This is a genomic window from Rhizobium sp. ERR 1071, from assembly GCF_007828675.1.
Lineage (GTDB): Bacteria > Pseudomonadota > Alphaproteobacteria > Rhizobiales > Rhizobiaceae > Rhizobium > Rhizobium dioscoreae.
In genome coordinates this window covers 18,734-43,752 of the sequence record NZ_VITM01000017.1, presented here as the reverse complement: position 1 = coordinate 43,752, position 25,019 = coordinate 18,734, and the positions used below count along the sequence as shown (strand labels likewise).

General features: G+C 58.9%; 20 protein-coding genes and 1 pseudogene. 14 read left to right on the top strand and 7 right to left on the bottom strand.

Annotated features, from left to right (window positions below; genetic code table 11):
* Nucleotides 1-18: 18 nt before the first annotated feature.
* From FBZ99_RS30810 to FBZ99_RS30795, 4 genes and pseudogenes are all read right to left on the bottom strand, one after another.
* Nucleotides 19-1,053, bottom strand: coding sequence for a FecR family protein (locus FBZ99_RS30810; RefSeq protein ID WP_145636664.1), 1,035 nt, complete (start codon nt 1,051-1,053; stop codon nt 19-21).
* A gap of 882 nt (nt 1,054-1,935) precedes the next feature.
* Nucleotides 1,936-3,864, bottom strand: coding sequence for a methyl-accepting chemotaxis protein (locus FBZ99_RS30805; protein ID WP_145636662.1), 1,929 nt, complete (start codon nt 3,862-3,864; stop codon nt 1,936-1,938).
* 959 nt (nt 3,865-4,823) lie between these two features.
* Nucleotides 4,824-7,163 carry a methyl-accepting chemotaxis protein gene (locus FBZ99_RS30800; RefSeq protein ID WP_145636660.1) on the bottom strand — a complete coding sequence of 780 codons (2,340 nt, stop codon included), beginning with the start codon at nt 7,161-7,163 and terminating at the stop codon, nt 4,824-4,826.
* Nucleotides 7,164-7,801: 638 nt separating this feature from the next.
* Nucleotides 7,802-8,191, bottom strand: a pseudogene (locus FBZ99_RS30795) (SDR family NAD(P)-dependent oxidoreductase); the annotation flags it as partial.
* Nucleotides 8,192-8,277: 86 nt separating this feature from the next.
* Between FBZ99_RS30795 and FBZ99_RS30790 the strand changes: the two are divergent.
* Nucleotides 8,278-8,490, top strand: a complete 213-nt coding sequence (locus FBZ99_RS30790) for a hypothetical protein (protein WP_113352136.1) — start codon at nt 8,278-8,280, stop codon at nt 8,488-8,490.
* 52 nt (nt 8,491-8,542) lie between these two features.
* Here the strand turns inward: FBZ99_RS30790 and FBZ99_RS30785 are convergent, their stop codons facing one another.
* Complete coding sequence (locus FBZ99_RS30785; RefSeq protein ID WP_233788530.1) at nt 8,543-9,262, bottom strand: GntR family transcriptional regulator; 720 nt, start codon at nt 9,260-9,262, stop codon at nt 8,543-8,545.
* Between the two features lie 235 nt (nt 9,263-9,497).
* Here FBZ99_RS30785 and FBZ99_RS30780 point away from each other — a divergent pair, with 235 nt between their 5' ends.
* The 8 genes from FBZ99_RS30780 (at nt 9,498) to FBZ99_RS30745 (ending at nt 18,027) form a co-directional block, all read left to right on the top strand.
* Nucleotides 9,498-11,138, top strand: a complete 1,641-nt coding sequence (locus FBZ99_RS30780) for an ABC transporter substrate-binding protein (protein ID WP_145636658.1) — start codon at nt 9,498-9,500, stop codon at nt 11,136-11,138.
* 92 nt (nt 11,139-11,230) lie between these two features.
* Nucleotides 11,231-12,253, top strand: coding sequence for an ABC transporter permease (locus tag FBZ99_RS30775; protein WP_113352139.1), 1,023 nt, complete (start codon nt 11,231-11,233; stop codon nt 12,251-12,253).
* On the top strand, nt 12,246-13,121 hold the full coding sequence (locus FBZ99_RS30770) for an ABC transporter permease (protein ID WP_246661233.1): 876 nt from the start codon (nt 12,246-12,248) through the stop codon (nt 13,119-13,121). Before FBZ99_RS30775 ends, FBZ99_RS30770 begins: the two co-directional genes overlap by 8 nt.
* The gene (locus FBZ99_RS30765) at nt 13,118-14,080 is read left to right on the top strand and encodes an ABC transporter ATP-binding protein (RefSeq protein WP_113331795.1); all 963 of its coding nucleotides are present in this window, start codon (nt 13,118-13,120) and stop codon (nt 14,078-14,080) included. The genes FBZ99_RS30770 and FBZ99_RS30765 overlap by 4 nt, the downstream gene beginning before the upstream one ends.
* Nucleotides 14,077-15,063: an ABC transporter ATP-binding protein gene (locus tag FBZ99_RS30760; RefSeq protein WP_145636656.1), complete on the top strand. Its 987-nt coding sequence runs from the start codon at nt 14,077-14,079 to the stop codon at nt 15,061-15,063. The genes FBZ99_RS30765 and FBZ99_RS30760 overlap by 4 nt, the downstream gene beginning before the upstream one ends.
* Nucleotides 15,060-15,842, top strand: a complete 783-nt coding sequence (locus FBZ99_RS30755; RefSeq protein ID WP_113421552.1) for an aspartate/glutamate racemase family protein — start codon at nt 15,060-15,062, stop codon at nt 15,840-15,842. Before FBZ99_RS30760 ends, FBZ99_RS30755 begins: the two co-directional genes overlap by 4 nt.
* 12 nt (nt 15,843-15,854) lie before the next feature.
* Complete coding sequence (locus FBZ99_RS30750) at nt 15,855-17,285, top strand: amidase (RefSeq protein ID WP_145636654.1); 1,431 nt, start codon at nt 15,855-15,857, stop codon at nt 17,283-17,285.
* A gap of 46 nt (nt 17,286-17,331) precedes the next feature.
* Nucleotides 17,332-18,027, top strand: a complete 696-nt coding sequence (locus FBZ99_RS30745; RefSeq protein ID WP_113421557.1) for a maleate cis-trans isomerase family protein — start codon at nt 17,332-17,334, stop codon at nt 18,025-18,027.
* 316 nt (nt 18,028-18,343) lie between these two features.
* Here the strand turns inward: FBZ99_RS30745 and FBZ99_RS30740 are convergent, their stop codons facing one another.
* A complete protein-coding gene (locus FBZ99_RS30740) occupies nt 18,344-18,718 on the bottom strand; it encodes a VOC family protein (protein ID WP_113331866.1) in 375 nt (124 codons plus the stop codon).
* Between the two features lie 306 nt (nt 18,719-19,024).
* Entirely contained in the window at nt 19,025-19,726 is a 702-nt protein-coding gene (locus FBZ99_RS30735; RefSeq protein WP_145636652.1) for a GntR family transcriptional regulator, read from the bottom strand.
* 308 nt (nt 19,727-20,034) lie between these two features.
* Here FBZ99_RS30735 and FBZ99_RS30730 point away from each other — a divergent pair, with 308 nt between their 5' ends.
* The 5 genes from FBZ99_RS30730 to FBZ99_RS30710 are packed head-to-tail and all read left to right on the top strand — an operon-like array spanning nt 20,035 to nt 25,018.
* Nucleotides 20,035-21,162, top strand: a complete 1,128-nt coding sequence (locus FBZ99_RS30730) for a BMP family ABC transporter substrate-binding protein (protein ID WP_145636650.1) — start codon at nt 20,035-20,037, stop codon at nt 21,160-21,162.
* A gap of 19 nt (nt 21,163-21,181) precedes the next feature.
* Nucleotides 21,182-22,312 carry an ABC transporter permease gene (locus tag FBZ99_RS30725; protein WP_145636647.1) on the top strand — a complete coding sequence of 377 codons (1,131 nt, stop codon included), beginning with the start codon at nt 21,182-21,184 and terminating at the stop codon, nt 22,310-22,312.
* A complete protein-coding gene (locus FBZ99_RS30720; protein WP_145636718.1) occupies nt 22,312-23,238 on the top strand; it encodes an ABC transporter permease in 927 nt (308 codons plus the stop codon). Before FBZ99_RS30725 ends, FBZ99_RS30720 begins: the two co-directional genes overlap by 1 nt.
* An 11-nt stretch (nt 23,239-23,249) precedes the next feature.
* The gene (gene biuH / locus FBZ99_RS30715) at nt 23,250-23,963 is read left to right on the top strand and encodes a biuret amidohydrolase (protein ID WP_145636645.1); all 714 of its coding nucleotides are present in this window, start codon (nt 23,250-23,252) and stop codon (nt 23,961-23,963) included.
* The gene (locus tag FBZ99_RS30710) at nt 23,963-25,018 is read left to right on the top strand and encodes a ring-opening amidohydrolase (protein ID WP_145636643.1); all 1,056 of its coding nucleotides are present in this window, start codon (nt 23,963-23,965) and stop codon (nt 25,016-25,018) included. The genes biuH and FBZ99_RS30710 overlap by 1 nt, the downstream gene beginning before the upstream one ends.
* The last annotated feature ends 1 nt before the right edge of the window (nt 25,019 follow it).

Here is a 25,019-nt window from a genome sequence, read left to right as displayed (position 1 = left end):
CTCTCGCAATTCAGGACCTCAGCGATGGTGATGCCCGCCATCGTGATCACCTTGATCATTATGATCGCCGTCATCGCCTTCATTGTCCTCGTCGCCGCGATGATGATCGCCCCATCCGTGCTCGCCCCTGCCATGATGACCGTCGTGATGCTTGCCATCATCATCGTCATGGTTATGCGGTTTGTCGGGTGTACTTGGTGTATTTGGTGTATTTGGGACATTCGGTGTGGTGGGAGTTTCGGTCGGTGCAGTCGGCGACTCCGTATGTGTCGGCTCCCGCGTGTTAGGTACGCTCGGCGTATCAGGCTGTGTCGGGCCGGGATTGTTCGCCGGAGCGCTGCGTGGAGAGATCCCGTTTGGCTGGCTCTTCATCGCCGTCGACAGACCGCAGCCACCGCCACTGACAAAACCCATTCGCCCTGAAAGCTGCTGATCCCCGGACAGAAACGGCAGAGCCCGCTGGTTGCCTAGCGTTTTGAGAACGTCGCGATTGACCCGGCGAGGTTCGCTGATCTGACCGTTGCGCTTCGCAACGACGCAATCACATTGCTGCTTCAGCTGCCTGCAGCCGCCAGCGCCGCAGAATTGCGCAGCGCCGTTCAACAGGACGACTGCCGTCGTGCCGTTGGCTCCGACATAAAAATCAAACGCTGTTCCGCGCACGCCGATCGTTCCCGCCGGCGTCACGATCTGATAGGCTGAGTGGTTCGAATTTCCGCTCATCCAGCGAAAGCTGCCCTTTGCCGCATTCACGGTCAGCTTTTTCACCTCGCCCGAGTCATCGAACACGAATTTGTCGATGGTAACGGACGATCCGGCTCCGACGGCCAGTCTGGTGCCGTCCCGAAATGTGAACTGTCCGAGACCCGAAATCGAGGTGCGAATTTGCTCGTCCCGATGAACGGGATCATCGACCGCGATCGGGCCGCCAGCACCCGTGACCTCGGTTTTGATCAACACCGCCTGACCGACCTTCTCGGCGGCTTTCAAAGACAGTGGCGCGAGCAGCGTGGCACTCAACACAACGGCCACGGCGTGACGAAGATAAAACACCCTCCCCTCCCCAAGCTTATTTATATCTTACCATAATATATTTCTTATTACAAATCACGATCTACGGTTATATTCTCGAATATTTTTCAATTCTGGGGTTAAATATTGGGTTAAACTAGCGTATATTTGCAATAATATTGCATGCATATCTTCTCAGCGGGAGCCCATAGAATAATTTCAATAATATTATCCGGATCAATTCTTCCAGAGCGCTAAAAAAGGTGAGCCTTTTCGAGGTTGCCGAGCTCGAAGGATTTGCGTCAGACCCCTTCTCGACGCAACATTCATCACACGATTGCAGTCCATTGAAGAACCGATCGGCAACGATGGCTCGTTGGCCATGGTCGGTCATCGATTAGTCACCGCTACAGGTCAGTTCCGCATGTCTACAATTCGCTGAAGCAGCGCAGTGCGGGTCGCTGCTGTGTTGATTATTTGAAAGGGACCGATTGCGCCTTTCGCAATGATTCATACGGATACTTTTAATTGTCGGGATATTTTGATTTTCTTCGCTCGCGCGGAAATAGAGACGCAAGCATACGGCTGGCACTGTTTGATCCGCAAATCAGAAAACCTTAATTAAGTAGGCAGCTTAGTTGCTTCCGATGCTGCGGTTCGGTCCATCTCAGGGGTCTTCCATAGCCAGGCGACCGTTCCGATCAGCGGCGGCCGTATGGACAGTACAGGTTGTCAGCACTTGAAAGGCAATAGAGACCCTATCGTTGCCTATTGCCCGCGCAATGCTCCCGTTTGGTGAAGCAGGAAGCTAGCCTGCCGGAGATGGTCCATCTAGAGCTAGTTGTCTGCTTTCCGCTTCTAACCCAACTGGGAATGTGAAAAGATCCCCCAAAAGCCCCTTGGCCATTACGCCCCATGGCTTGCTTAAAACTCTTTCCAATCGGAAACGACTCGACCGCTAACGGCAGCCGATCTACGGGCCGTTTGCGCGACCGGCTCGGCGGAAGCGCGACGCGATGGCTCAGCCATGGCGCGCGCGGTTTGTCGCAAGACTGCCGAGCTGGCGGAGGCCGCGGCGTCGAGGCGGAATTGAGATACGAGTTCACGCAGCTTGCTGGCCTCTGCGGCAAGTGCGGCGGAGGCTGCCGTCGACTGCTCGACCATCGCCGCATTCTGCTGCGTCGTCTGATCCATCGTATTGACTGCCGCATTGACCTCGGCAAGGCCTGTCGACTGCTCCTTGGCGGATGCGGCGATGGCGTTCATGTGCTGGTTTATGCCCGAGATGCGCTCACCGATTTCCTTCAATGCGACACCCGTTTCACGCACCAGCTTCACTCCACCATCGACCTCGGACGAAGAAGCATTGATCAGCGCCTTGATCTCTTTTGCCGCGGCCGCGGAGCGCTGCGCCAATTCCCGCACTTCCTGCGCCACGACGGCAAATCCTTTACCAGCTTCGCCGGCGCGCGCCGCTTCCACACCGGCATTGAGCGCCAATAGGTTAGTCTGGAAGGCAATGTCATCGATCACGCCGATGATATTGGAAATCTGCTGGGAGGAACTCTCTATGCGCTGCATGGCTTCCTCGGCCCTGCTGACGACATCAGCCGACCGGGTTGCGCTATGATCGGCGGCAGTCGCTGCCGCTCGCGCTTCTTCCGTCCGATTGCTCGAGTTGCTTACATTGACCGTGATCTGATCGAGAGCGGCGGCCGTCTCTTCAAGCGATGCCGCCTGCTGCTCGGTGCGGCGGGAAAGATCGTTGGCTCCGGAAGAGATCTCCTGCGTGCCGCTGTCAATCGATATAATACTCTCGGCAATCGCGTGCAATGTGCTGCTCAATTGCTGCAATGACGTATTGAAATCGTGTCGAAGAGCTTCGAAATCCGGAGCGAATGGCTCATCGAGCTGGAAGGAAAGATCCCCGGAAGCCAACCTCTTAAGTCCCATGGCAAGACCGGATGTCGCGACTCGCAAACGGTCCGCGGCATCGGTTTCCGCCTGCCGCTGAGTGGCGATCCTGTCGGCTTCCGCCTGCTGACGGTCCTTTGCCGCGTCCGCTTCGAGCTGGCCCTTGGCGATCGCTGCTTTTCGGAATACTTCAACAGCCTGCGCCATCGTCCCTACTTCGTCGCTTCGACCGATGCCGGTACAAACGATATTGGTGTCACCGCCCGCGAGCTTGGCCATATCGGCGCAAAGCGCCAGGATGGGTTTGGACACGGTCCTGCGGAACAACACGAAGAGCATGATGGAGAACAGCACCGTCAGCCCTAGGAGCCCCTGCATGATGCTGCGTATGGAACCTGCTGTGCGCGCACTTTCTGTCGAGATCGACTCCGATACGTTTTGTATCTGATCGCCCGCCTTCTCCATCGCGGTTTCCAAAGCGGAGAATTGCTTCATGAAATCGGGCAATGCCTTTAACGCGCCTGCCGGATCCTTCTCAGCCGTCGCGACCATTTTGGTTGCGTTGTCGATATAGCTCAGCAACGGAGATTCCACGCCGGCGAGCACCCTTTGAGTTTCCGGATCTGTCGCGAGCGCCTTGTTGGCCTTGATCATCTCGCGAAACGACGTGACATGTTCCGAAAGATCCGAGTTGACCGTTTTAAAGCCGATGCCGGATGCGGGATCGGATGCGAGCAACGCAGCCAGCACATCCGCTCTCAAAGCGTCATGCATCATATCTGCCTGCATGTGATTACGCAGCACCTGAGCCGACCCTGCTATTTTCTCGGCATTCTGCGTCAGGGTCGAGGCGGACCATATGCCAACACCAGTCGCGCCGCCCGCAATTACAAAGATTGCCACGCTTGCAAGGATGATTTTCTGCTGGATCGATGCCATGGAACATATCCCAAGATTTCCTCAAGAGAAGGATGTGGGATTGTGCTTAATTATCCGTCAAAATATGTCGATCCATGGAAATCTATTTCCAAATTATCAAAAAATACAACTACTATTATATTGTCTATCTTGATACACACCGGTAGGCGTTGATCTTCAACGTCAGTGAGAAAGTATACATCAAGCTAGTCCTGATAAGTACTAATATATCGCTCAGCGGATCTTTTAAAGTAACCTTTTGAGAAGTTCGCCACGGAGCGGACCGCTGGATAGGAACTTCGTACTCCTGATAATATGGCGGCAAGGAAGCGATGAGCCGGTCGAAAGGAGCCTTATCGACAAAAAGGATCGTCGTCAGATTCCGGAAGCCAAAGATTGAATGAAGTGGCTGGTCCGTTGCTGCGTGGATTTTCGCGGCAAGGTTCGTCATATCGGCTCGTGATGAAGTGTGAATGCTCTCCGGCCCGATGAGCAGGCAGTTAATTGTTGCTCAAACCCTGAACGTCTCGCTCTTGAAAGGAACCTGACAAGCGCCCATTGCGGGATTCGGTCAGCATGGCGCCTCAAGAGACCGATGTCATTCGCACCGCTGAAGAGCAAGGTCTTGCTCGGACGTCAAGACGGTGGATGGTGTCAAACCATTCGATCATCCCTGCTTCCTTTTCCTGCACCGCGTGGCGCGAGTAGTCGACTGCTCCGTTATTCACCTTGGGCGTTAAGCTTCGCGGCGCGTTGACCGAAATTTGCGTTAAGCTGATCCAATAAGTGGCTGAGAACCCATTGATGAGTTAGAGATATCGGCATCCGCAGAGGTCACGGTGCAATGCAGAGATGGGTGAATCTCGGCACACATGAACACTGAATTGGCCAAACGAAAATGCCCCGTACAAAACGTCCGGGGCAATCCTTGCTTCTTGAACCGCGCTAGAGCCGCGGTGCCTCTCCTCACATCAAACCGATCAGAACTCCGACCATTCCTGCTGAAGATGTTTAAGCGCAGCATTGCCTTGCGTGACAGGAGCGGTGCGCACAGCAAGCCGGCCTGCTGTCGGGGCTGAGGCAGGCCGGGCCGGGGGCCTCGCCCGCGGCTCCATGCGCTCGGTTTCGCCTGTGCGGAATGCGCTCAGAAGCTCGCCAAGACGCTTGCTCTCTTCGGCCAAGCCTGCGCCGGCGGCATTCATCTCTTCGACCATGGCGGCATTCTGCTGCGTCGCCTGGTCCATATGATTGACGGCGCTGTTGATCTCCGACAGGCCCATGGACTGCTCCTGAGCGGCGGTGGCAATGGCATCCATGTGCTGATTGATCTGCAGGACCAAGTCGGCGATAGCTGCGAGGCCCTCGCCAGTGTCGTTGACGAGTTTCACGCCCTCGCCGACGGCAGCTTCGGAATTGCCGATCAGGGCCTTGATCTCTTTGGCGGCATTGGCAGAACGCTGGGCCAGTTCGCGAACTTCCTGGGCTACAACAGCGAAGCCCTTTCCGGCTTCGCCCGCGCGCGCGGCCTCGACACCGGCGTTGAGCGCAAGCAGGTTGGTCTGGAAAGCGATCTCGTCGATCACGCTGATGATCTGGCTGATCTGCTTGGACGAATGCTCAATTCTGCCCATGGCGCTGACGGCATTGCTGACGACCTGGCTGGAGTTTTCCGCTCGCGATCGAGCACCGCGCACCAAGTCACGTGCATCGCCAGCCCGCTTGGAGGTCGATTGAACATTGGCCGTAACCTCTTCCAGCGCAGCTGCCGTCTCTTCCAGCGAGGCGGCCTGCTGCTCCGTGCGCTTGGAAAGATTATCGGAAGCCTGCGAAATCTCGTAACTGCCGCTGTTAACGAGTGATGCAGCCTGGCCGACCTGGGACATGGCAGCGCGCAGCTGGCTGACCGATGAATTAAAGTCGTGACGCAGAGCTTCGAATTGCGCAGCCAACGGCGTTTCGATCTCGCACCGCAGGTCGCCAGATGCCAGATGACGAAGTCCCGTCGCAAGCGAACCCGTAGCCTGCAGCAGCCTCTCTTCCGCTTCTTCTTCGGCTCGGCGCTGCACTTCGAGGCGTTCATTCTCCGATGTAATGCGTGCTTCGGCGGCTTCGGCCTCGAGCGCCTTGTTGCGCAGGGCTGCCTGCTGGAAAACCTGTACGGAACGCGCCATGGCACCAATCTCATCACGCCGTTCAACGCCGCTGATCGAGACCAAGAGGTTGCCTTGGGCAAGTTCGGTCATGGAACGAGTTAGCGCGCCGACGGGCCTCGTGACGCGAAGGAGGATGACGCATATGCCCGTGGCGCTCAGCACCACGGCAACAAGGAAGGTGAGTCCATAGGCGATCAAGCTGACGAATGCATCATTCTGGCTGGCGGATGCCTTGGCGACCATGCCATCCGCGGCTGCCGCCGTGGTGTTCGTGATGGTGAGAAGGGTGGCGTTGCCAAGCGGACGCCAGTCGTCGAGGGGCATGGCCTTCTTCTCACCGGCCGCGAATCTTGCAAGCAATGCATTATGTTTTGCTGCGAAGTCACCGCTGAAATAGGTCGCGCTGCTGACTTTATAGGCGTCCTTGACGACCTGTGGTGTCGACGGATGATTGACCAGAGTGCCGATTTGTCCCCAGGTGAAACTCGCAGCGTAATCGAATTGCTGGATCTTGCTGACGTCCTCGGGCTTCATTGCCTCTCCAGAGGCCAGCGTGTTGACGAACAACAGGTTTGCGGCACCGGCCGTCGCGCGCGTGTACCATGTCAGTGCACGGATCTGAATGAGTGCCGTCATTGAGGGATCACTCGTGCGGATCCGGCTTTCGATGGCGGTCGAACCTGCCTCCAACGCGGTCAAGAGCTGCTGACCGAGGTCCAGCGTCGTAGCCTGCAGTGTCGGATCGCGATCAGCAAGCTTCTTGGCGACTTCGCTGTCGAGCTTTGAGCGGAATTCGACAACCCGATCATAGGCATTCATGACATCGGCAATCGGAGCTTTGAGCGTCTGGTCGTCAATGTTCGCAAAGACTGATTTCGCGTCAGCCATATATTTGTCGACGATGCCCCTATCCGTTCTTAACAAGGCAAGCGTTGCATCTTGCCCGCCAAGCTCAAGTTTGGCGAGCGACGACCCATCGCCTCGCTCGTTGCGGAAGTTCGCAAGCGTTTGGAAGAGAGCCCGATCTAGCATGGTTAACTTCGAGATGTCGGCATACTTACCTGCATCGCGATAGGCATCAAGCGTCGAAGATCCCGTTAGCACGCACAGAGCGACGCTGAGAAAAAGGAAAATTCCAACAAGTATATTGCGAAGAGAAAAAATCATAATTGCTCACCTACGTTCGGGGTGCCGTAACGCTAACCCGCTTCGCCGAAACCCGTATTTCTGGAGCTCTCGAGGTGAAATTTCTAAAAGAAAAGCAGTCCGTGAGCCATCGAGACGCCGCTCGATCACAGGCGCATCATGCCCTGCCCAATCAGGAGAAAAGTTAGCCCGGCTTTGTTGAAACAGGATTAACGCTTTCCCCTAAAAACACAGGGGTTTTTGATCAGCCCTGTTAATGTTGTCCATGGTCTCGATTTAACGCGTTTTGCTTCATCTTTCCTGCGTTAGGAAAGAAAGACAAAGTATTCCGAAAAGTTGAAAGTATCTCTGTGAGTTGACGCAAATGCGCGATTGGTCTTTTTCAGATAGAAATCGGCAATAGCGGCCTAATCGCCAAACGCCAGCCGCTTAACCACATCGGAGGATCAGCCAAATCACGCCCTAAGCATGTTTCAGTGCATGACTACCTGGCGGTCTCGCGGCTGCCTAGACCATCAGCGGGAGTGCTATCGCGGGGAGCGAGACGATGTCCCGCCGAGTCCCAAGCAACGTTTGATGAGATGCCTGGCGACGACCAAGCGGGAAGATTTGTCGCTCAGAGGCAAGCGTCGCCAACCATCATGAAAGAACCGCCGCGGTCAGGTGTTCAAACCGCCATCGACGTTAAGGATCACACCCGTGACCTGCCTTGCCGCGGGACTAGCCAGGAACGCGACGGCCGCCGCGATGTCCGAAAGCACCCCATATCGGCCCAATGGGATGAGGTTACGCTGGAATTCAGAATAGTCTCCATTCGCCGGGTTCATCTCGGTATCCGTCGAACCTGGCTGGATCAGATAGGCCGTGATATCGCGCGGTCCCAGTTCCTGCGCTAAGCCCCGGGTGAAAGACTGCAGCGCCGATTTCGTCATGAAGTAGACCGTGCCCGTCGCGCCGACGATCCGATCCGCACCGGCTGAGCCGATCGTGATCACTCCCCCCGGGCCGAGATGCGGAAGGGCAGCCTGCGTCGAAAGGATCATGCCGCGGATGAGTTGTCATTCCGTTTCGCGACAAGACCCGAGTGGTGAGTGCTTTGCGAAGCGACTGCCCTTTCTCCAGAAGGCAAAATGGCATGGTCGTCGTATTTGCCGCCGAACAATGCGCACAAGGTGCCGCCTTCGAAATTGTCGGCCATGACGATGCCCTTTCCCGCTCGTTGAGAGACGCGAACATGGTTGTCCATGCCGCCCTGAAGGAGGTATTTTCGGGACGCATCGATGATACGCGCCCCGCCTTCAAGGTTTTGACCGATCTGAATGATCTTTCCGCCTTTTCAACATCGTAGACATCAGAGGCCGTTGCCGCCCTGGCGTTCTTGATGACGAGATCAAGCGCGTTCATCGACCACTTCCTATCCTGATTTCATTTGCGGCGCGCGCGGCATCCACTACGGCGGCTCCGGTTTTACGGCTATGATCCAGCATCAAAAGCCCCGCCTGCGACACGTCTCCCCTTATGATGGCATCGAAGATGGCCTGGTGCTCGGCCACGGACTCCTTCCATCGCTGCTCCGAAATCAGTGTTTGGTGTCTGTTGTGCACCGATTGCTTGGTCAGGGTCGTATGCGTAGCTGTCAGCGCCGGGTTGGCCGCCAACTCGACAATCAGCGCATGGAGCTTTTGGTTCGCCTTGAAGTACGCTTTCTGATTACGCTTCGCATAGGCCTCGCCCATCTGATGATGCAAGCGCTCGATCTCCGCGAGCGCCCTTGGCGTCATCCTGGAGACCGCGATCTCGATCGCATGTCGCTCGAGCGCGCCAAGGACGTCAAACATATCCAACAGCTCCTCGGCCGAATACTGCCGGACCCGGGCACCGCGCCCTGGCAGAAGCTCAAGCAGCCCCTCGGACGCGAGCAATTTCACGGCCTCGCGCATGGGAGTTCGAGAAACACCAATCGCCTGAGCAAGAGCGACTTCATTCAATCTCTCGCCGGCAGGCAGGTCGCCACGGCTGACCATCTCACGCAACTTGTCGACTACGTGATGATGCAGCGAGGCGCGCTTTATGGCCACCGCATATGGTGCTTTCGTCGCCGGATCGTCGTCTTCGTCCATGGCCGCTTCCTTGGGCATGATTGTCGCGCCTGCCTCACTGATATCCAACTGAGCAGCAATTAAGCAAGTCACTTTGATGACTAAAATTAAAGCATCCTGACCACATTGAGGGCATGCAGATAATTACATAAATAATGCACTTTGTAAATATATATAATATTTTCAATAATTTATGATTTGGCATATTGCTTGCAAGTCATGTTTGTCCGTCACACCAGCAGAAGGTTTCGCCAACATGGCCAAAAGCAAATCCGCGATCGCTCGCATGCAAGCCTGCCGCTCCCGCACATCCCTTCTGATCGCAGCGACCTTGTCGCTTGGTCTGCTTAATAGCTCCGCCCACGCAGAAACCCCGAAAGACGTCCTGATCGAAGTCGCGGAGCATGGCCCGAACTCGCTCGACGCCATGGCGCCTGCTGCGAATGAATTCAGTCAGATGGCCTCGTGGCAACTCTACGATCGGCTGATAACGCATGGAACGAAGACCCTGCCGGATGGCAAGGTCATGTACGACGCGACCAAGATCGAGCCCGAGCTGGCAAAGAGCTGGGAAATCCAGGACGGTGGCAAAACTCTGATCTTCCATCTGCGTGAAGACGCCACCTTCCACGATGGCTCGCCGGTGACCGCGGAGGACGTCAAATGGTCATTTGACCGCGCCGTCTCTGTCGGCGGCTTTCCGACGGTGCAGATGGCGGCCGGCTCGCTGACCGATCCCAAGCAGTTCTCCGTTATCGACCCCCATACCTTTAAGATCACCCTCGCTGTGGCCGACAAGCTCACACTGCCAGACCTTGCGGTCCCGGTTCCGTATGTCGTCAACAAGAAGCTCGCCCTCCAGCATGCAACGGCTGACGACCCGTGGGCGCTCAAATGGACCTCACTTAACGATGCTGGTGGCGGCCCGTTCAAGATCGGCAGCTGGAAGAGCGGCGACCGCATCGTCTTCGAACGCTTCGACAACTGGAAATCCGGCGCCCTGCCGGCGCTGAAGCGCGTCGTCCTTCGGGAGATCGCCTCGCCAGGAACCCGTCGTGCCCTACTGGAAAAGGGCGATGTCGACGTCTCCGTCGGACTGCCGCCGAAGGACTATGCCGAGCTTGCAGCCGCCGGCAAGGTCAACGTCATCGGCACGCTGATGCAGAACGAGCAGTTCAACGTCGACCTCAATGTCTCGATGAAGCCTTTCGACGACAAGCGCGTCCGCCAGGCGATCGCCTATGCCCTTCCCTATGACAGCATCATGAAGCAGGCGCTCTACGAGCGCGGCGAACCTCTCTTCGGCGCCGATACGGCAACACCCTTCCCACCGAAGTGGCCGGTTGCTTCCAAGTACAATACCGATCTTGACAAGGCCAAGGCGCTTCTGAAGGACGCCGGCTATGCCGACGGTTTCAAGTCCGACCTCTATATCGACATGAGCCAGACGACCGTTCAGGAGCCGATGGCGCTGCTGATCCAGGAACAGCTGAAGAAGATCGGCATCACCATCGAGATCCACAAGGTGCCCGGCTCCGAATGGTTCGCCAAGATGGGTTCGAAGAGCATGCCGATGGACATCAACTATTTCTACGGCTGGCTGGACTATCCGGAATACTTCTATTTCTGGACCTATGACGGCAAGAACAACAGCGTGTTCAACACGGCCAACTACTCGAATCCCGAACTGGACAAGCTGATTGAACAGGCCCGCTTCGAAAGCGATCCCGCGGCCTACGACGCGATCATCACCAGGATGAACACCATCGCCATGGACGACGTGCCGCGCGTGCCCGTTGCCCATTTGTATTCGGACATCGCAATGCAGAAGAACGTCAAAGGCTACGTTTACTGGTTTCACACGCACCTCGACCTGAAGTCGATCTCGAAAGAATAGCGCGGAGGCCGGGGCGTCCTCGACGGCACCTCCCCGGCATCTAACCCGTATCGGCCAATTGCTTAGGAACGTGATGCGCGGAGATTGAGTTCATGAAGATTGCCCTGAATTTTGCAAAGCGGATCGCGACGGCGATCCCCAGCATCATCGGCGTTGTCGTCGTCACGTTTCTGCTGGCGCGGGCGCTGCCCGGCGATGCGGCTGTCTATTATGCCGGATCCTCCGCAACGCCCGAAAGCATTGCCCAGATTCGCAAGGCTCTCGGGCTCGACAAACCACTCTGGTATCAATTCGGCGATTACACCTCGCGCCTTCTTCATGGAGATCTCGGCACTTCGCTCTCCAGCGGCCAGCCGGTGTTTCAGGATCTTGTCACGCGACTGCCGGCATCGATCGAACTAACGCTCTGCGCGCTTATGTTCGCCATGCTGATCGGACTGCCGCTCGGCATCGCGGCCGCGACACGCCCGGGAAAGGCGATCGACCATCTCTGCCGCGTCATCGTCTCTGTCGGAGCAGCCTTCCCTACTTTCTTCGTCGCCCTGGGACTGGTTTATGTCTTCTATTTCAGGCTTGGCATCGCGCCGGAACCGCTCGGTCGCCTGAACGACACATATTTTTCGATACCGCCGACGATTACCGGGCTCTATCTCGTCGACACGTTGCTGGCGGGCGACATCCAGGCATTCTGGGCCTCCCTCTCTCAGCTCTTGCTTCCATCCATTTCGTTAGGGCTGTTCGCGCTAGCACCGATCGCCCGCATCGCCCGCGCCTCCATGCTGGCTTCGCTTTCCAGCGATTTCTGTCGCACCGCGCGCGCCATGGGCCTCTCTCGAACCAGGATCGTCTACGGATACGGCCTACGCAACGCGATGCTGCCCGTCATCAATATTCTCGGCATGGTCTTTTCCTTCCTGCTCGGCGCCAATGTCTTGGTCGAGCAGGTCTTCGCCTGGCCCGGGATCGGCGCCTATGCCGTCAATGCCGTCATCACGTCGGATTATGCCGCCGTCCAGGGTTTCGTGCTGATGATGGCAATCCTCTACATCCTCCTCAACCTCATGGTCGACCTCGCCGCGGCCGTGATCGATCCGAGGGTTCGCTACGATGGCTGAAACCACCTCATCAAACATGCAGGCCAGCACCTTCTGGCGAGATATCAGGCATATGGCCGGCGAAAACAAGCTAACGCTGGCCGCAGCTCTGATCCTGCTGTTCTTCGTCTTCGTTTCGGTATCGGCGCCCTGGCTCGTACCCTATGATCCGCTGGCGGTGGAGCCGGCCGCGGCCCTGAAGGCGCCGAGCCTGGCGCATCCTTTCGGAACCGATGCGCTAGGCCGCGACATCCTCAGCCGGGTTGCCATCGCCACGCGGCTCGACATCGGCATGGCGATCGGCGCCGTCGCGTTGTCGTTCGTCTTCGGGACGGCGACCGGCGCGATCGCCGGCTATTTCGGTGGCTGGACGGATGCCATCATCGGCCGCTTCATGGATACGATCATGGCGTTTCCGCTCTTCGTCCTGGCGATGGGCATCGTTGCCGCCCTTGGCAACAGCGTCGAGAACATCGTGCTGGCGACGGCCATCATCAATCTGCCGTTCTATAGCCGTTTCGCTCGAAGCGAGGTCAATGTCCGCCGCGACATGACCTTCGTCGAGGCGGCGAGAATGGGCGGCAATCGTCCGTTCAGGCTGCTGGCGTTTCACATCGTGCCCAATATCCTGCCGGCCATGATGGTCCAGGGATCCCTTAATCTCGGCTGGGCGATCCTCAACGCGGCCGGTCTTTCCTTCATCGGTCTCGGCGTGCGGCCTCCAACGCCGGAATGGGGCATCATGGTCTCGGAGGGCGCCTCCTACATCTTCTCCGGCGAGTGGTGGACCTTCGTCTTTCCCGGCGCGGCACTGGTCATCACAGTCTTCTGCTTCAACCTGATCGGCGACGGCCTGAGAGACATTATCGACCCAAGGAGGCGCACGTGAGCGTACCTCTGCTTTCAGTAAAAAACCTGAACGTCGATTTCCTGACACGATCGGGCACCGTGAAGGTTCTCAACGATGTCAGCTTCTCCCTTCCAAAGGGAGAGATCCTCGGGATCGTAGGCGAAAGCGGATCGGGCAAATCCGTGCTTTCCTATGCCCTGATGGGGCTGCTCGACGACAATGCCGCGATCAAGGCGGATAGGATAGAATTCGGGGGGATCGATCTGGCCGGCCCGACCTCGCCGCTCGCATCCATTCGTGGTCGCGAGCTGTCGATGATCTTCCAGAGCCCACGCACCGCCCTCAACCCGATCATGCGGGTTGGGCGGCAGATCGAGGATGTGTTGCGGCGGCATGGCCCGGTCTCCCGGGCAAACGCCAAGGCCGCGGCCATTGCCGCCCTTGCCCGCGTCCGCATCCCGGATCCCGAGCGACGCTATGAAGCCTACCCCTTCGAGCTCTCAGGCGGAATGTGCCAGCGCGTGATGATCGCCATGGCGCTGTCTTGCTCTCCGTCATTGCTGATCGCCGATGAGCCGACGACAGGGCTCGACGTCACGACCCAGGCGGTCGTCATGGATCTGATCCGCGACCTTGTCCGGGAGACCAGAATGTCGGCCATCCTGATCACTCATGACCTCGCCCTTGCCGGGGAATATTGCGACCGTATCGTCGTGATGCATGCCGGCCATATAGTGGAAGTCGCACCGGCCGGTGAACTGCAATCACATCTCGCACACCCCTATACGAAAGGGCTTTTCGCCGCGACGCCCACGGCGGAGACGGAGCTTGAGCACCTGGCCTCTATCCCAGGCAGCCTGCCCGATCTGCGAGGCGAGCTTCCGTCGTGCAGATTCCTGCATCGCTGCGACCGGCGACAGCCGGACTGCCAAACCGCACTGATCCCGCTTCGCCCGATCGGTGGTGATCACTCCGTCCGCTGCAGGCACCCGCTATGAGCGCTTTCTCCTCGCCACTCATTGAAATCCACGGTCTGTCGAAACGCTATCCCGTCGGCACCTTCCGCCGGAAAATGCTTCACGCCGTCGACCAGGTCGACCTGACAATAGCTGAGAGCGAATGCATTGGTCTCGTCGGCGAATCCGGTTGCGGAAAATCGACGCTCGCCCGGGTGCTCGCCCGCCTGATCGATCTGACGGAAGGCGGGATAAGGCTCTCCGGCGTCGAAGTCGGAAAGATTCCGGCAAAGGCGTTCGGCGGATCGCCTCTGCGACGGGACATCCAGGTCGTGTTTCAGGATCCGACGGAAAGCCTCAATCCGGGCTTCACTGTGTTTCAGGCGATCGCCGATCCACTGAAGCGTCTCGTTGGCGGCACCGGCAGGGAGATCGCCGACCGGGTGCTTGCAGCGCTGGACGATGTCGGGCTGCCGCGGGAATATGGCAGCCGCTATCCGCACCAGCTGTCGGGCGGCCAGAAAGCCCGCGTCGGCATCGCGCGGGCAATCGCCGTCAATCCGAAGCTTCTCGTTCTCGACGAACCGACATCAGCACTCGATGTCTCCGTTCAGTCGCTCATCCTCAATCTCTTGTCGAAACTGCAGAAGCAGCGAAACATGAGCTATCTCTTCGTATCTCATGATCTCAACGTCGTCCGGCTTCTCTGCGACAAGATCGCGGTTATGTATCTCGGACGAATCGTCGAATTCGGACCCTCAAAGTCCGTCTACTTCAATCCGCGCCATCCCTACACCCGGGCGCTGATCGACGCCATTCCTGATCCAGAACGGAGGAATTCCGAGCGCACGAAGCTCGAAGGTTCAGCCTCCAGTCCGATCGATCCGAACCCGAACGCATGTCGCTTCGCCGGCCGCTGCCCGGTGGAACTCCCGGCCTGCACGCAGTCCATGCCGCCCCTGACACCATGCGGCGACGGCAATCTGGTGGCTTGTCATCGCGCGGCTGAAGGCGATCCATCATGACCCGAATTCTGCTCTTCAACCCCAACATATCGACTGACGTAACGGACCTTCTGGTCCAGGCAGCAAACCCCTTCCTCTCGGCCGGATCGACGCTCATTCCCGTGACCGCGCCCCGCGGCGTTCCCTATATCGCCACACGGGCGGAAGCCGTGATCGCATCGGGCATCGTCCTGGATGTCCTGGCGGAACGGGAAGGCACTTTCGATGTCGCCATCGTCGCCGCATTCGGCGATCCGGGCCTCGCCGGCGCACGGGAATTGATGCCGGTCCCGGTGATCGGCCTTGCCGAAGCCGCCATGCTCAGCGCCTGCATGCTCGGCCAGCGCTTCTCGATCGTGTCCTTTTCGCGCGCGCTCGGACCGTGGTTTCGCGAATGCGTGGCAATGCATGGCCTTCTCGACAGGCTGGCAAGCATCCGGCTTCTGGATGGACCATTCGCATCGCTGGCCAATATACAAGACGAAAAGGAAGGGCTGCTGATCGAACTGGCGCTCAGGGCCATTGAAGACGATGGCGCCGACGCCATCATCCTTGCCGGTGCGCCGCTTGCGGGCCTCGCGGCACGCGTTCGCGACCGAATTCCGGTGCCGGTGGTGGAATCCGTCGTCGCCGCCGTCAAACAGGCCGAGCTTCTCCTTGCCCTCAATCCGAAAAAGGCATCCGCCGGCAGCTTTCGCCGACCGGACCCGAAACCGTCCATCGGCCTTTCGGCAGCGCTCGAACGTTCGCTGCTGGCAAGCGCACGCCCGGCATCGCCACGGCACGAAACGTTCTCATAGCAGGAGGATCCCATGCCTATCGAAGAATACCCGACCCTGTCAGCCCGCACGATCGCGCAGCGCGTGTCGTCCGGCGCGGTTTCGGCCCGCGAGATACTGGAAGCCGCATTCATGGCTCTCGACAGGGTCGAGCCGATCATCCATGCCTTCGCGACACTTGCGCGCGAAGAAGCCTATGCGACCGCCGACGCGCTTGATGGCAGGATCGCCCGTGGCGAACCGGTTGGCCCTCTCGCCGGTGTTCCGGTCGCAATCAAGGATCTGGTTCTGACGAAGGGCATACGAACCACCTTCGGATCCAACCTTTATGCCGACTATGTCCCCGATGCCGATGACATCGTCGTCGAACGGCTGAGAGCGGCCGATGCCATTATTCTCGGAAAGACGAATGTCTCGGAGTTCGGCTTTGGCGCGCATGGCAACAATCTGCTGTTTCCGGCCACCGGCAATCCATGGAACACCGAACGATCTCCAGGCGGCTCCAGCGCGGGCTCGGCGGCAGCCGTGGCGGCCGGTATCTGCCCCATCGCCATCGGCAGCGATGGCGGAGGCTCGGTGCGTCTGCCAGCGGCTCTGTCCGGCCTGGTCGGCATAAAGGCGGCGATGGGCCGCGTACCGCTTTGGCCGGGATGCCGCGACATTTCGCTTCCAGGCGTCTCGGGCTGGGAATCGATCGAACATATCGGCCCCATCGCCCGTGACGTTGCAGACGCAGCGCTCATGCTCTCCGTTATCGCCGGCCCCGATCCTCGCGACCGCTGGTCCATACCCTGTGCCGATCTCGACTGGACCAGCATCGCCCCACTGCCCCCCGGCACGAAGGTGCTCTACTGGCCGACCTGGCATGACCAGGCGATCGAACAGGCACTGAAGGATGCGACGGACAAGGCAGTAGCGCTGGTTGCCGAGGCCTGCGGACTGGAGTTGGTGGTCGGCGTTCCGCCTGAAATCGCCGTGCACGCGACCTTCAAGGCCATGGTCGCTCTCGAAACCGACCTGACCGGCATGCGCAAGCTTCTTACAGAAAAGTCGCTTCCCGTCTCCAAGGCGGTGACAGATCTGCTTGCCGAGTCACGGCCTTTCGAGGATGCCACGAATGCCATCACCGCCCGTAAGGCCTTCGTCGATGAAATAGCAAAGGTGATGAGCGGCTGCGATTTCATCTTGACGCCCACTCTCTCGGTCACTGCCTTCCCCAAGGACCAGGATGGCCCGTCGACAATCGACGGCAAGCCCATTGTCCCTTACGAATGGTGCCCCTTCACCTCGCCCTTCAATCTGACCGGTCAGCCGGCCGCCAGCGTACCGTGCGGCCTCGTCGATGGCCTACCGATCGGCCTGCAGATCATTGGTCCCCATCTCGGTGACGCGCCGGTGCTTTCAGCGGCCGCGGCCTTTGAGACGGTTCTGCCGAAAATTGGCCGCCCGCCCATCCATGCATAATCAACCCTACCATCAGGAAACACCCGTGAAACCGCTTCGCATCGGGATGCTGACTCCATCCTCCAATACCGTCCTTGAACCCGTGACCATGCACATGCTCCGGAAGCTGCCCGACGTGACGGCGCATTTCTCCCGATTCCGGGTCACTGCGATCGGGCTCGACGCCGCACTACTGAGCCAGTTCGACGATCGTCCGATGATGGCGGCTGCCGAATTGCTGGCCGACGCCAAGGTCGATGTCATCGTCTGGAACGGCACCAGTGCCGGCTGGCTCGGCCTCGACAGCGATCGTCATCTATGCGAGCGCATCACCAAGGCAACGGGCGTGAAGGCGTCTACATCGGTGCTTGCCCTCTTTGACGTGATGCGTAAGCGAAATGAGAAAAGGATCGGCTTGGTTTCCCCGTATACCGACGACGTCCAGGTCGCGATCGTGAAGTCCTTCGCCAATGAAGGGGTCGATATCATCTGCGAACGGCATTTAGGCATTCGAGACAATTTTAGCTTCAGTCAGGTGACAGGCGAAAAGATTTCCAAGATGGTCGACGAGCTCGCACCGTCAAAACCTGATTCAATTGCTGTATTTTGTACCAATCTCGCCGGCGCCTCGCTCGTTGATCAACTGGAAGCGGCACATGGGATACCCGTACACGACAGCGTCGCGACGGCAATTTACGGCGGACTATCGGCGGTGGGGTATGATCTGAGCCGTGTGTCCGGCTTCGGAAGGATGTTTTCGTAGACCGGTACATCGGAACACGAAAGTGAGCTCGCGCTATCGCGAGCTCACTTGGTCGGACCAGAGAGCATATCAGACGCGCCGTAACGTCCGACCATCGACTCTATCTATGTGCCGTCGTGTTTAGGAACGATCGGGAAGTTGAGAGCCGGCGCTCACCCGATCGACGGCTTTCAGGAAATCGCCAAGGTGACTGGAATGGCTAAAGGGAAGGCGCGATACTGCCATGACGGAGGTCCGCCGGAAGGCGACGTTCCCACGCCTATTCGCCTCTTGAGCATCGATCACGGCGTTTGCTAGGCGCTGCTTGACACCTGCTTCACTTCGTCGGCGCAGTCCGCGCGGTCAATTTATTTCCGTCCGGGTCGCGAAGATATGCGACGAATGACCCGTTTGGACGCTCCGTGGGCGGGCTCTCGATCGCCATGCCCCCATGTGCCGTACCGGCGGCATGCCACGCAAGGACATGTTCGGGGGTCGCGGCGGCTATGCCGATAGTCCCGCCATTGGCCGCGGTCGCCGGCTTGCCATCGATGGGCTTCGTGATCATGAGCCGGCCGCCCTCATGGGTATAGATCAGCCTGCCTCTCGCGTCCATCTCGCCGGGATTGCCTCCCAGTGCAGCGAATGTGGCGTCGTAGAAGCTTCTCGCTCGCTCCAAATCGTTGCTTCCAATCATGACGTGAGTGAACATCGTTTCATCTCCACTAAGGTGTCCAATCGCCCTATCCTACGCTAGCCTAGCCATGCTGAACGCGCAAACCTCCCAATTGGACAGCCTCTCCCGTTCATTCTGCCCGTATCGGCGATGAAATCCAGATCATTGTCGCTGGCGTATTGCGGCCGCTGATCACGATGCGGGGATAATTTGCAGCTGAATGATGAGCAATTGTTCAAATAGCCGGTTATACCGTCGAGCGGTCTTGTCATCGATCCCGACCTGGCCGATCAATTGGGTAAAATCGGGCAACAGCATTTACGTCGCCGCAGCTTCAAGGCACTACCGCTGCTCGGCGAAAACAACGCTGGCATCGCTGACGATGGCGACATGTGAATAAGCCGCCTGTCTAGCCGCCTGAGCGTCTGCGCGCATGATCGCGGTGACGATGATGTCGTGCTCATCGAAGGACTTGGCGAGACGTCCGGGAAGGCGGAATTGCGCGCGACGGAACGGAGCGAGCCGGGCGCGCGTTTGCGTCACCAGCTCAAGGATATGGTCGTTATGAGCGCCGCGATAGAGCTGGTTGTGAAACTCGACATTGTATGTGGCATAATCCTCCTCGGCCCCGGCGCGCACCAGCCGGGCGGAAGCGCGATGTTGACGCTCGAGGGCGCGACGTTCGTCGATGGTCATTCGCTCCGCCGATAAGCGCGCGCAAATAGCTTCGAGCTCCGCCATTGCCTCAAACATCGAATGCAGATAGGCACCACTAACATTCGTCACGACGGCGCTGCGGTTCGGTTCACGACCAACGAGACCCATCGCGCCAAGTTCGCGCAGCGCTTCGCGAACCGGGGTTCGTGATACCTCGAAACGAGCCGCGAGTGTGATTTCGTCAAGCTTCTCGCCCGGCAGGAGCGCCCCGGTTACGATCATATCGGCCAGAGCCCGCACCATCTGCTCGACGGTCGTTCCTGGCCTCACAACGTCCTTACGCTTGATCTGCTTCAAAGAAATAGGCGAATCCCTCAGTTCGTGCATACAGATGTACGCACGAACAAACTAAAGTCAATCATCAATTTAATATATTGTCTTTAAATGATATTTTTTCAAAAGAAGAACTCGATCCTATTGATTATCGCGGCGCGGCTTTCAAAATAAAGATCAAAAAAAGTGCATTGCTTATTTAAGGGCATTATTCCAAGAAAATCTGCATCCACTTTCGGCGATCAGAACTTCGATGGAATTTTATTACAGTAATATCATTAACTTAATATCTGGCATAGCGATTGCATACACTTTGATGTGATCTTTTTTACGAACCGGGCTCCCGCCCCAAGGAGCATTCCATGACGACACTCCTTCACATGAATCGCCGCAACTTTCTCCGGGCTTCGGCCGCAGGTGCGCTTGCCAGTGTCGCGCCGGGCCTTCTGTCATCTCGCGCCCATGCCCAGACCGCCCTCACCGTCGGCTTCATCTATGTCGGCCCAAAAGATGATTATGGCTACAACCAGGCCCATGCCGAAGGCGCTGCCGTCGTCAAGGCGCTCCCTGGCGTCACCGTGGTCGAGGAAGAAAACGTCCCTGAAACCGTCGATGTTCAAAAGACGATGGAATCGATGATTAATCTTGACGGCGCAACGCTGATCTTCCCGACGTCATTCGGTTATTTCGATCCGCATATGCTGGCCATGGCCGCCAAATATCCCAACATCCAGTTCCGCCATTGCGGCGGCCTCTGGCAGGCCGGCAAGAACCCGGTCAATACGGGCTCCTATTTCGGTTATATCTTCCAGGGCCAATATCTGAACGGCGTGACCGCCGGCTATGCCACGAAGAGCAAGAAGATCGGCTTTGTTGCTGCCAAGCCGATCCCGCAGGTTTTGCAAAACATCAACGCCTTTCTGCTCGGTGCGCGCTCCGTCGATCCGGCCATCACCTGCCAGGTGATCTTCACGGGTGAATGGTCACTGGCCGTAAAGGAAGCCGAAGCGACCAACGCGCTGATCGACCAAGGGGCGGACGTCATCACCTGCCATGTCGACAGCCCGAAGGTCGTCGTCGAAACCGCCGCCGGCCGCGGTGCCTTCGTCTGTGGCTATCACGCCAATCAGAGCCCCCTTGCTCCCGCGAAGTATCTGACTGGCGCGGAGTGGGCCTGGGGGAATGTGTACTCCGACTTCGTCAAGAAGGCACAAGCTGGCGGAACGCTCGGCAATTTCGTTCGCGGTGGACTGAAGGATGGCTTCGTCAAGATGAGCCCGCTCGGCCCTGGCGTTTCGGATGAATCCCGCAAGAAATTCGAGGCGACACTTGCCGAGATGATGGCCGGAAAATTCTCGGTCTTCAAAGGGCCCATCAAGGACAACAAGGGCAATGCCGTCATCACTGCGGACAAGAGCTTCGCCGAGGACGCGATCGAACTCGAAAGCATGAATTATCTCGTCGAAGGCGTCGTTGGCTCCACGGCTTGATTACCGAGGGAGCACCGTCATGACGGTTGAAATCAATGAGCCCGCATTGTCCATCGTTCAGCAGCGGCGGACGCAGCTGCGCCCGGCCATCGAATGGCTCGCGCGGCGGGCCGAGCCTGTGGTGATCACGCTTGGCGCGATCCTGGCAGGCCTCGCGCTGTTCTCCCTATTCATCCTGTCGGTCGGCAAATCGCCGGCCGACCTCTTTCGCTTCATGTACGCCGGCGGCTTCGGCAGCTGGTTTTCCATCCAGAACAGCTTGAGCCGCGCCTCCCCGCTGTTACTCACCGCGCTTTGCGTCGCGCTGCCAGCAAGGCTTGGCCTCGTCATCATTGGCGGCGAAGGCGCCGTCGTTCTCGGCGGCGTGGCGGCCGCGGCGATCGCACTGCCGATCATAGGCCTGTTGCCGCCGATTATCGTTCTTGTCCTCATGGCGCTTGCCGCCATGACAATCGGCGGCATCTGGATCGGTCTTGCCGGCTTCCTTCGCCACTATCGCGGCGTCAACGAAACCATCTCCTCACTGCTGCTCGCCTATATAGCCATCGCATTGATGAACCAGTTCGTTGAAGGCGCGCTGCGCGATCCGGCAAGCCTCAACAAGCCCTCCACCAAGCCGCTGCCTCACGACTATATGCTCGGCAATATTCCAGCCATGGAGGTGCATTGGGGCCTCGTCATCGGCGTTGTCGCCTGTGTAGGCTCGTGGATATTGCTCGAGATGACCAGTTATGGCTTCGCCGCCCGCATCGCCGGCGGCAATGTTCGCGCCGCGCAGATCCAGGGTTTGCCCGTGGGACGGCTGATTGCCGGTTTCACGGCGATTGCCGGCAGCTTCGCCGGCCTTGCCGGCATGATCGAGGTCGCCGCGGTCCAGGGCAGCGCCAATGCCTCGCTTGCCGCCGGGTATGGTTATACCGGCATCCTCGTCGCTTTCCTGGCGCGTCACAATCCGCTTGCGATCATCCCGGTCGCCATCTTTCTCGGCGGCATCGATGCGTCCGGCGGCCTGATCCAGCGCCGCATGGGCCTGCCCGACGCGACCGTGCTCGTTCTGCAGGGCACGCTCTTCATCGTCATCCTCTTTGGCGAAACCTTCTATGGCCGCTTCAAGATCTTCAATCCCGATCTCTGGAAAAGGAGCGCATGATGGACGATGCCGCAATCGGTCTCTGGGGCGTGCCCCTTGCCATTCTGGCCGGCGCGATCCGCGTCTCGACGCCCTTCATATTCGTCAGCCTCGGCGAGACGATCACCGAACGCTCAGGCCGCATCAATCTCGGCCTTGAAGGCACGCTCGTTTTCGGCGCCATGACCGCCTATGCCTTCGCCGTCATGAGCGGCTCCCCCTGGCTCGGCGTGCTCGCCGCGATGGCGAGCGGGGCGATCTTCGGCGCTGTGCACGGCTGGATCTGCAAATGGCCGAAGGTCAACGACATCGCCATCGGCATCGCCATGATGCAGTTCGGTCTTGGCCTTGCCTTCTTTCTCGGCAAGTCCTTCATACAGCCTGTCGCGCCGCGCCTACCGGCGATCCCCTTCGGTTTCTGGTCAAACCTGCAGCCTGTACGGGCAGCCCTGAACATCAATACCCTTTTCATTCTCGGTGCAGTCCTCGCCCTCGTCCTCTGGTGGGCATTCAGGAACACCAAGATCGGGCTCATGCTGCGCGTCGTGGGCGACAGCACGGACGCGGCGCGCGCCATGGGCATAGACCCCGATCGTGTCCGGCTGCTGGCAACCGCTGTCGGCGGTTCGCTGGCTGCGATCGGCGGCGCCTATCTATCGCTCTACTATCCAGGCTCCTGGAACGAGCGCATCTCCTCCGGACAGGGCCTGATGGCCGTGGCGCTGGTGATCTTCGCCCGCTGGAACCCGATCGGCTGCTTCGTCGCCGCGCTTCTCTTCGGCGGCGCCGGCGCGCTTGGCCCAGCTCTGCAGTCCGTCGGCGTGACGCAGGGATATTATCTTTTCTATGCCGCTCCGTACGTGCTGACGCTCGTCATCATGATCATCACATCCTCGCCCACCCGTGCGCTTTGCGGCGCTCCCGGCGCGCTTTCGCTCACCAAATAGGAAGATCAGCCATGAATAGTCTCGCAGCCGCGGCCAACGGGCAGAAACTGACTTATATCGACGCCGATCCCTATCCTTGGCCCTATAACGGCGCCCTCGGACCGGACAACACAGCGCTCATCATTATCGACATGCAGACGGATTTCTGCGGTAGGGGCGGCTATGTCGATCACATGGGCTACGACCTTTCGCTGGTCCAGGCGCCGATCGAGCCGATCAAGGCCGTCCTGGCTGCCATGCGTACAAAGGGCTATCACATAATCCACACGCGGGAGGGTCATCGGCCTGACCTCGCCGACTTGCCGGCTAACAAGCGATGGCGCTCGCAACGCATCGGCGCCGGCATCGGCGACAGCGGCCCCTGCGGCCGTATCCTCGTGCGTGGAGAAGCCGGTTGGGACATCATTCCCGAGCTTTATCCGATCGAAGGCGAGGCAATCATCGACAAGCCGGGCAAAGGCTCCTTCTGCGCGACCGACCTTGAGCTGATTCTCAACCAGAAGCGCATCGAAAACATCATCCTGACCGGGATTACGACCGACGTCTGCGTCTCAACCACCATGCGCGAGGCGAATGACCGGGGCTTCGAATGCCTGTTGCTCGAGGATTGCTGCGGCGCGACCGATTACGGAAATCACCTTGCCGCCATCAAGATGGTGAAGATGCAGGGCGGCGTTTTCGGTTCGGTCTCCAATTCCCAGGCCTTGATCGAGGCATTGCCCTGATGCCTTCACTACGCGCCCATGTCTATCGCGTCGCCGCCCAAGGGCCGGACGATACCTCCGGCGTCGAATCGCTTCTTGCTGACGGCCTGGCGGCCAAGAATGTCGTGGCTATACTCGGCAAGACCGAGGGCAATGGCTGCGTTAACGACTTCAGCCGCGGCTTTGCTACCCGCAGCTTCGAAACACTCTTTCGACATCACGGCGCCGATGGCGTCTCGTTCGTCATGTCCGGAGGGACGGAGGGGGCGCTCTCGCCGCACTGGACGGTGTTCACCCGAGAAGTGGTCGATGCGCCGGCCGAACGCGCGCTGGCGATCGGGGTCGCGCGCACGCCTTCGCTGCCATCCCAACATCTCGGGCGGCGCGAACAGGTTCTGCTTGTGGCTGAAGCTGTGCGCGTAGCGATGCGTGACGCCGGCATCGACGACCCAAGCGACGTCCATTTCGTGCAGATCAAATGCCCGCTCCTCACGCTCAGCCGAATCAGCGCGGCTGAGGCCGAGGGAAAGACACTCGCCACCCGGGACACATTGAAATCGATGAGCCTGTCGCGCGGCGCGTCGGCGCTCGGCGTGGCGGCCGCGCTCGGCGAGGTCGACGAAGGAGCGCTCCGAGACACCGACATCTGTCACAGCCATGAGCTCTTCTCGCGCCGCGCCTCCGCCTCGGCCGGCGTTGAATTGACGGATCACGAAATCATCGTGCTCGGCATGAGCGATCGATGGTCGGGGCCGCTGGCGATCGACCACGCGGTGATGCGTGATGCCATCGATGTAGCCGCGGTGCGCGAGGCATACGAGCGCCTGCCGGCCAAAAGCCGCCTTGCTGCCGTTCTCGCCAAGGCCGAACCGGATCCCACCGGAAAGGTTCGTGGCAAGCGCCATACGATGCTGGACGATTCCGATATCTCAGGCACGCGCCATGCGCGCGCCTTCGTCGGCGGCGTGCTCGCCGGCTTCTTCGGCATCACGGATCTCTACGTCTCCGGCGGCGCCGAACATCAAGGGCCTCCCGGCGGCGGTCCCGTCGCCATCATTGTCGAAAAGGAGCACTGAG

Coding starts and splice junctions, on each gene's coding strand:
- FBZ99_RS30805 (WP_145636662.1), bottom strand. CDS start 3,864: ATGGCATCGATCCAGCAGAAAATCATCCTTGCAAGCGTGGCAATCTTT.
- FBZ99_RS30800 (WP_145636660.1), bottom strand. CDS start 7,163: ATGATTTTTTCTCTTCGCAATATACTTGTTGGAATTTTCCTTTTTCTC.
- FBZ99_RS30790 (WP_113352136.1), top strand. CDS start 8,278: ATGGTCGTCGTATTTGCCGCCGAACAATGCGCACAAGGTGCCGCCTTC.
- FBZ99_RS30785 (WP_233788530.1), bottom strand. CDS start 9,262: ATGGACGAAGACGACGATCCGGCGACGAAAGCACCATATGCGGTGGCC.
- FBZ99_RS30780 (WP_145636658.1), top strand. CDS start 9,498: ATGGCCAAAAGCAAATCCGCGATCGCTCGCATGCAAGCCTGCCGCTCC.
- FBZ99_RS30775 (WP_113352139.1), top strand. CDS start 11,231: ATGAAGATTGCCCTGAATTTTGCAAAGCGGATCGCGACGGCGATCCCC.
- FBZ99_RS30770 (WP_246661233.1), top strand. CDS start 12,246: ATGGCTGAAACCACCTCATCAAACATGCAGGCCAGCACCTTCTGGCGA.
- FBZ99_RS30760 (WP_145636656.1), top strand. CDS start 14,077: ATGAGCGCTTTCTCCTCGCCACTCATTGAAATCCACGGTCTGTCGAAA.
- FBZ99_RS30755 (WP_113421552.1), top strand. CDS start 15,060: ATGACCCGAATTCTGCTCTTCAACCCCAACATATCGACTGACGTAACG.
- FBZ99_RS30750 (WP_145636654.1), top strand. CDS start 15,855: ATGCCTATCGAAGAATACCCGACCCTGTCAGCCCGCACGATCGCGCAG.
- FBZ99_RS30745 (WP_113421557.1), top strand. CDS start 17,332: ATGCTGACTCCATCCTCCAATACCGTCCTTGAACCCGTGACCATGCAC.
- FBZ99_RS30740 (WP_113331866.1), bottom strand. CDS start 18,718: ATGTTCACTCACGTCATGATTGGAAGCAACGATTTGGAGCGAGCGAGA.
- FBZ99_RS30735 (WP_145636652.1), bottom strand. CDS start 19,726: ATGCACGAACTGAGGGATTCGCCTATTTCTTTGAAGCAGATCAAGCGT.
- FBZ99_RS30730 (WP_145636650.1), top strand. CDS start 20,035: ATGACGACACTCCTTCACATGAATCGCCGCAACTTTCTCCGGGCTTCG.
- FBZ99_RS30725 (WP_145636647.1), top strand. CDS start 21,182: ATGACGGTTGAAATCAATGAGCCCGCATTGTCCATCGTTCAGCAGCGG.
- FBZ99_RS30720 (WP_145636718.1), top strand. CDS start 22,312: ATGGACGATGCCGCAATCGGTCTCTGGGGCGTGCCCCTTGCCATTCTG.
- biuH (WP_145636645.1), top strand. CDS start 23,250: ATGAATAGTCTCGCAGCCGCGGCCAACGGGCAGAAACTGACTTATATC.
- FBZ99_RS30710 (WP_145636643.1), top strand. CDS start 23,963: ATGCCTTCACTACGCGCCCATGTCTATCGCGTCGCCGCCCAAGGGCCG.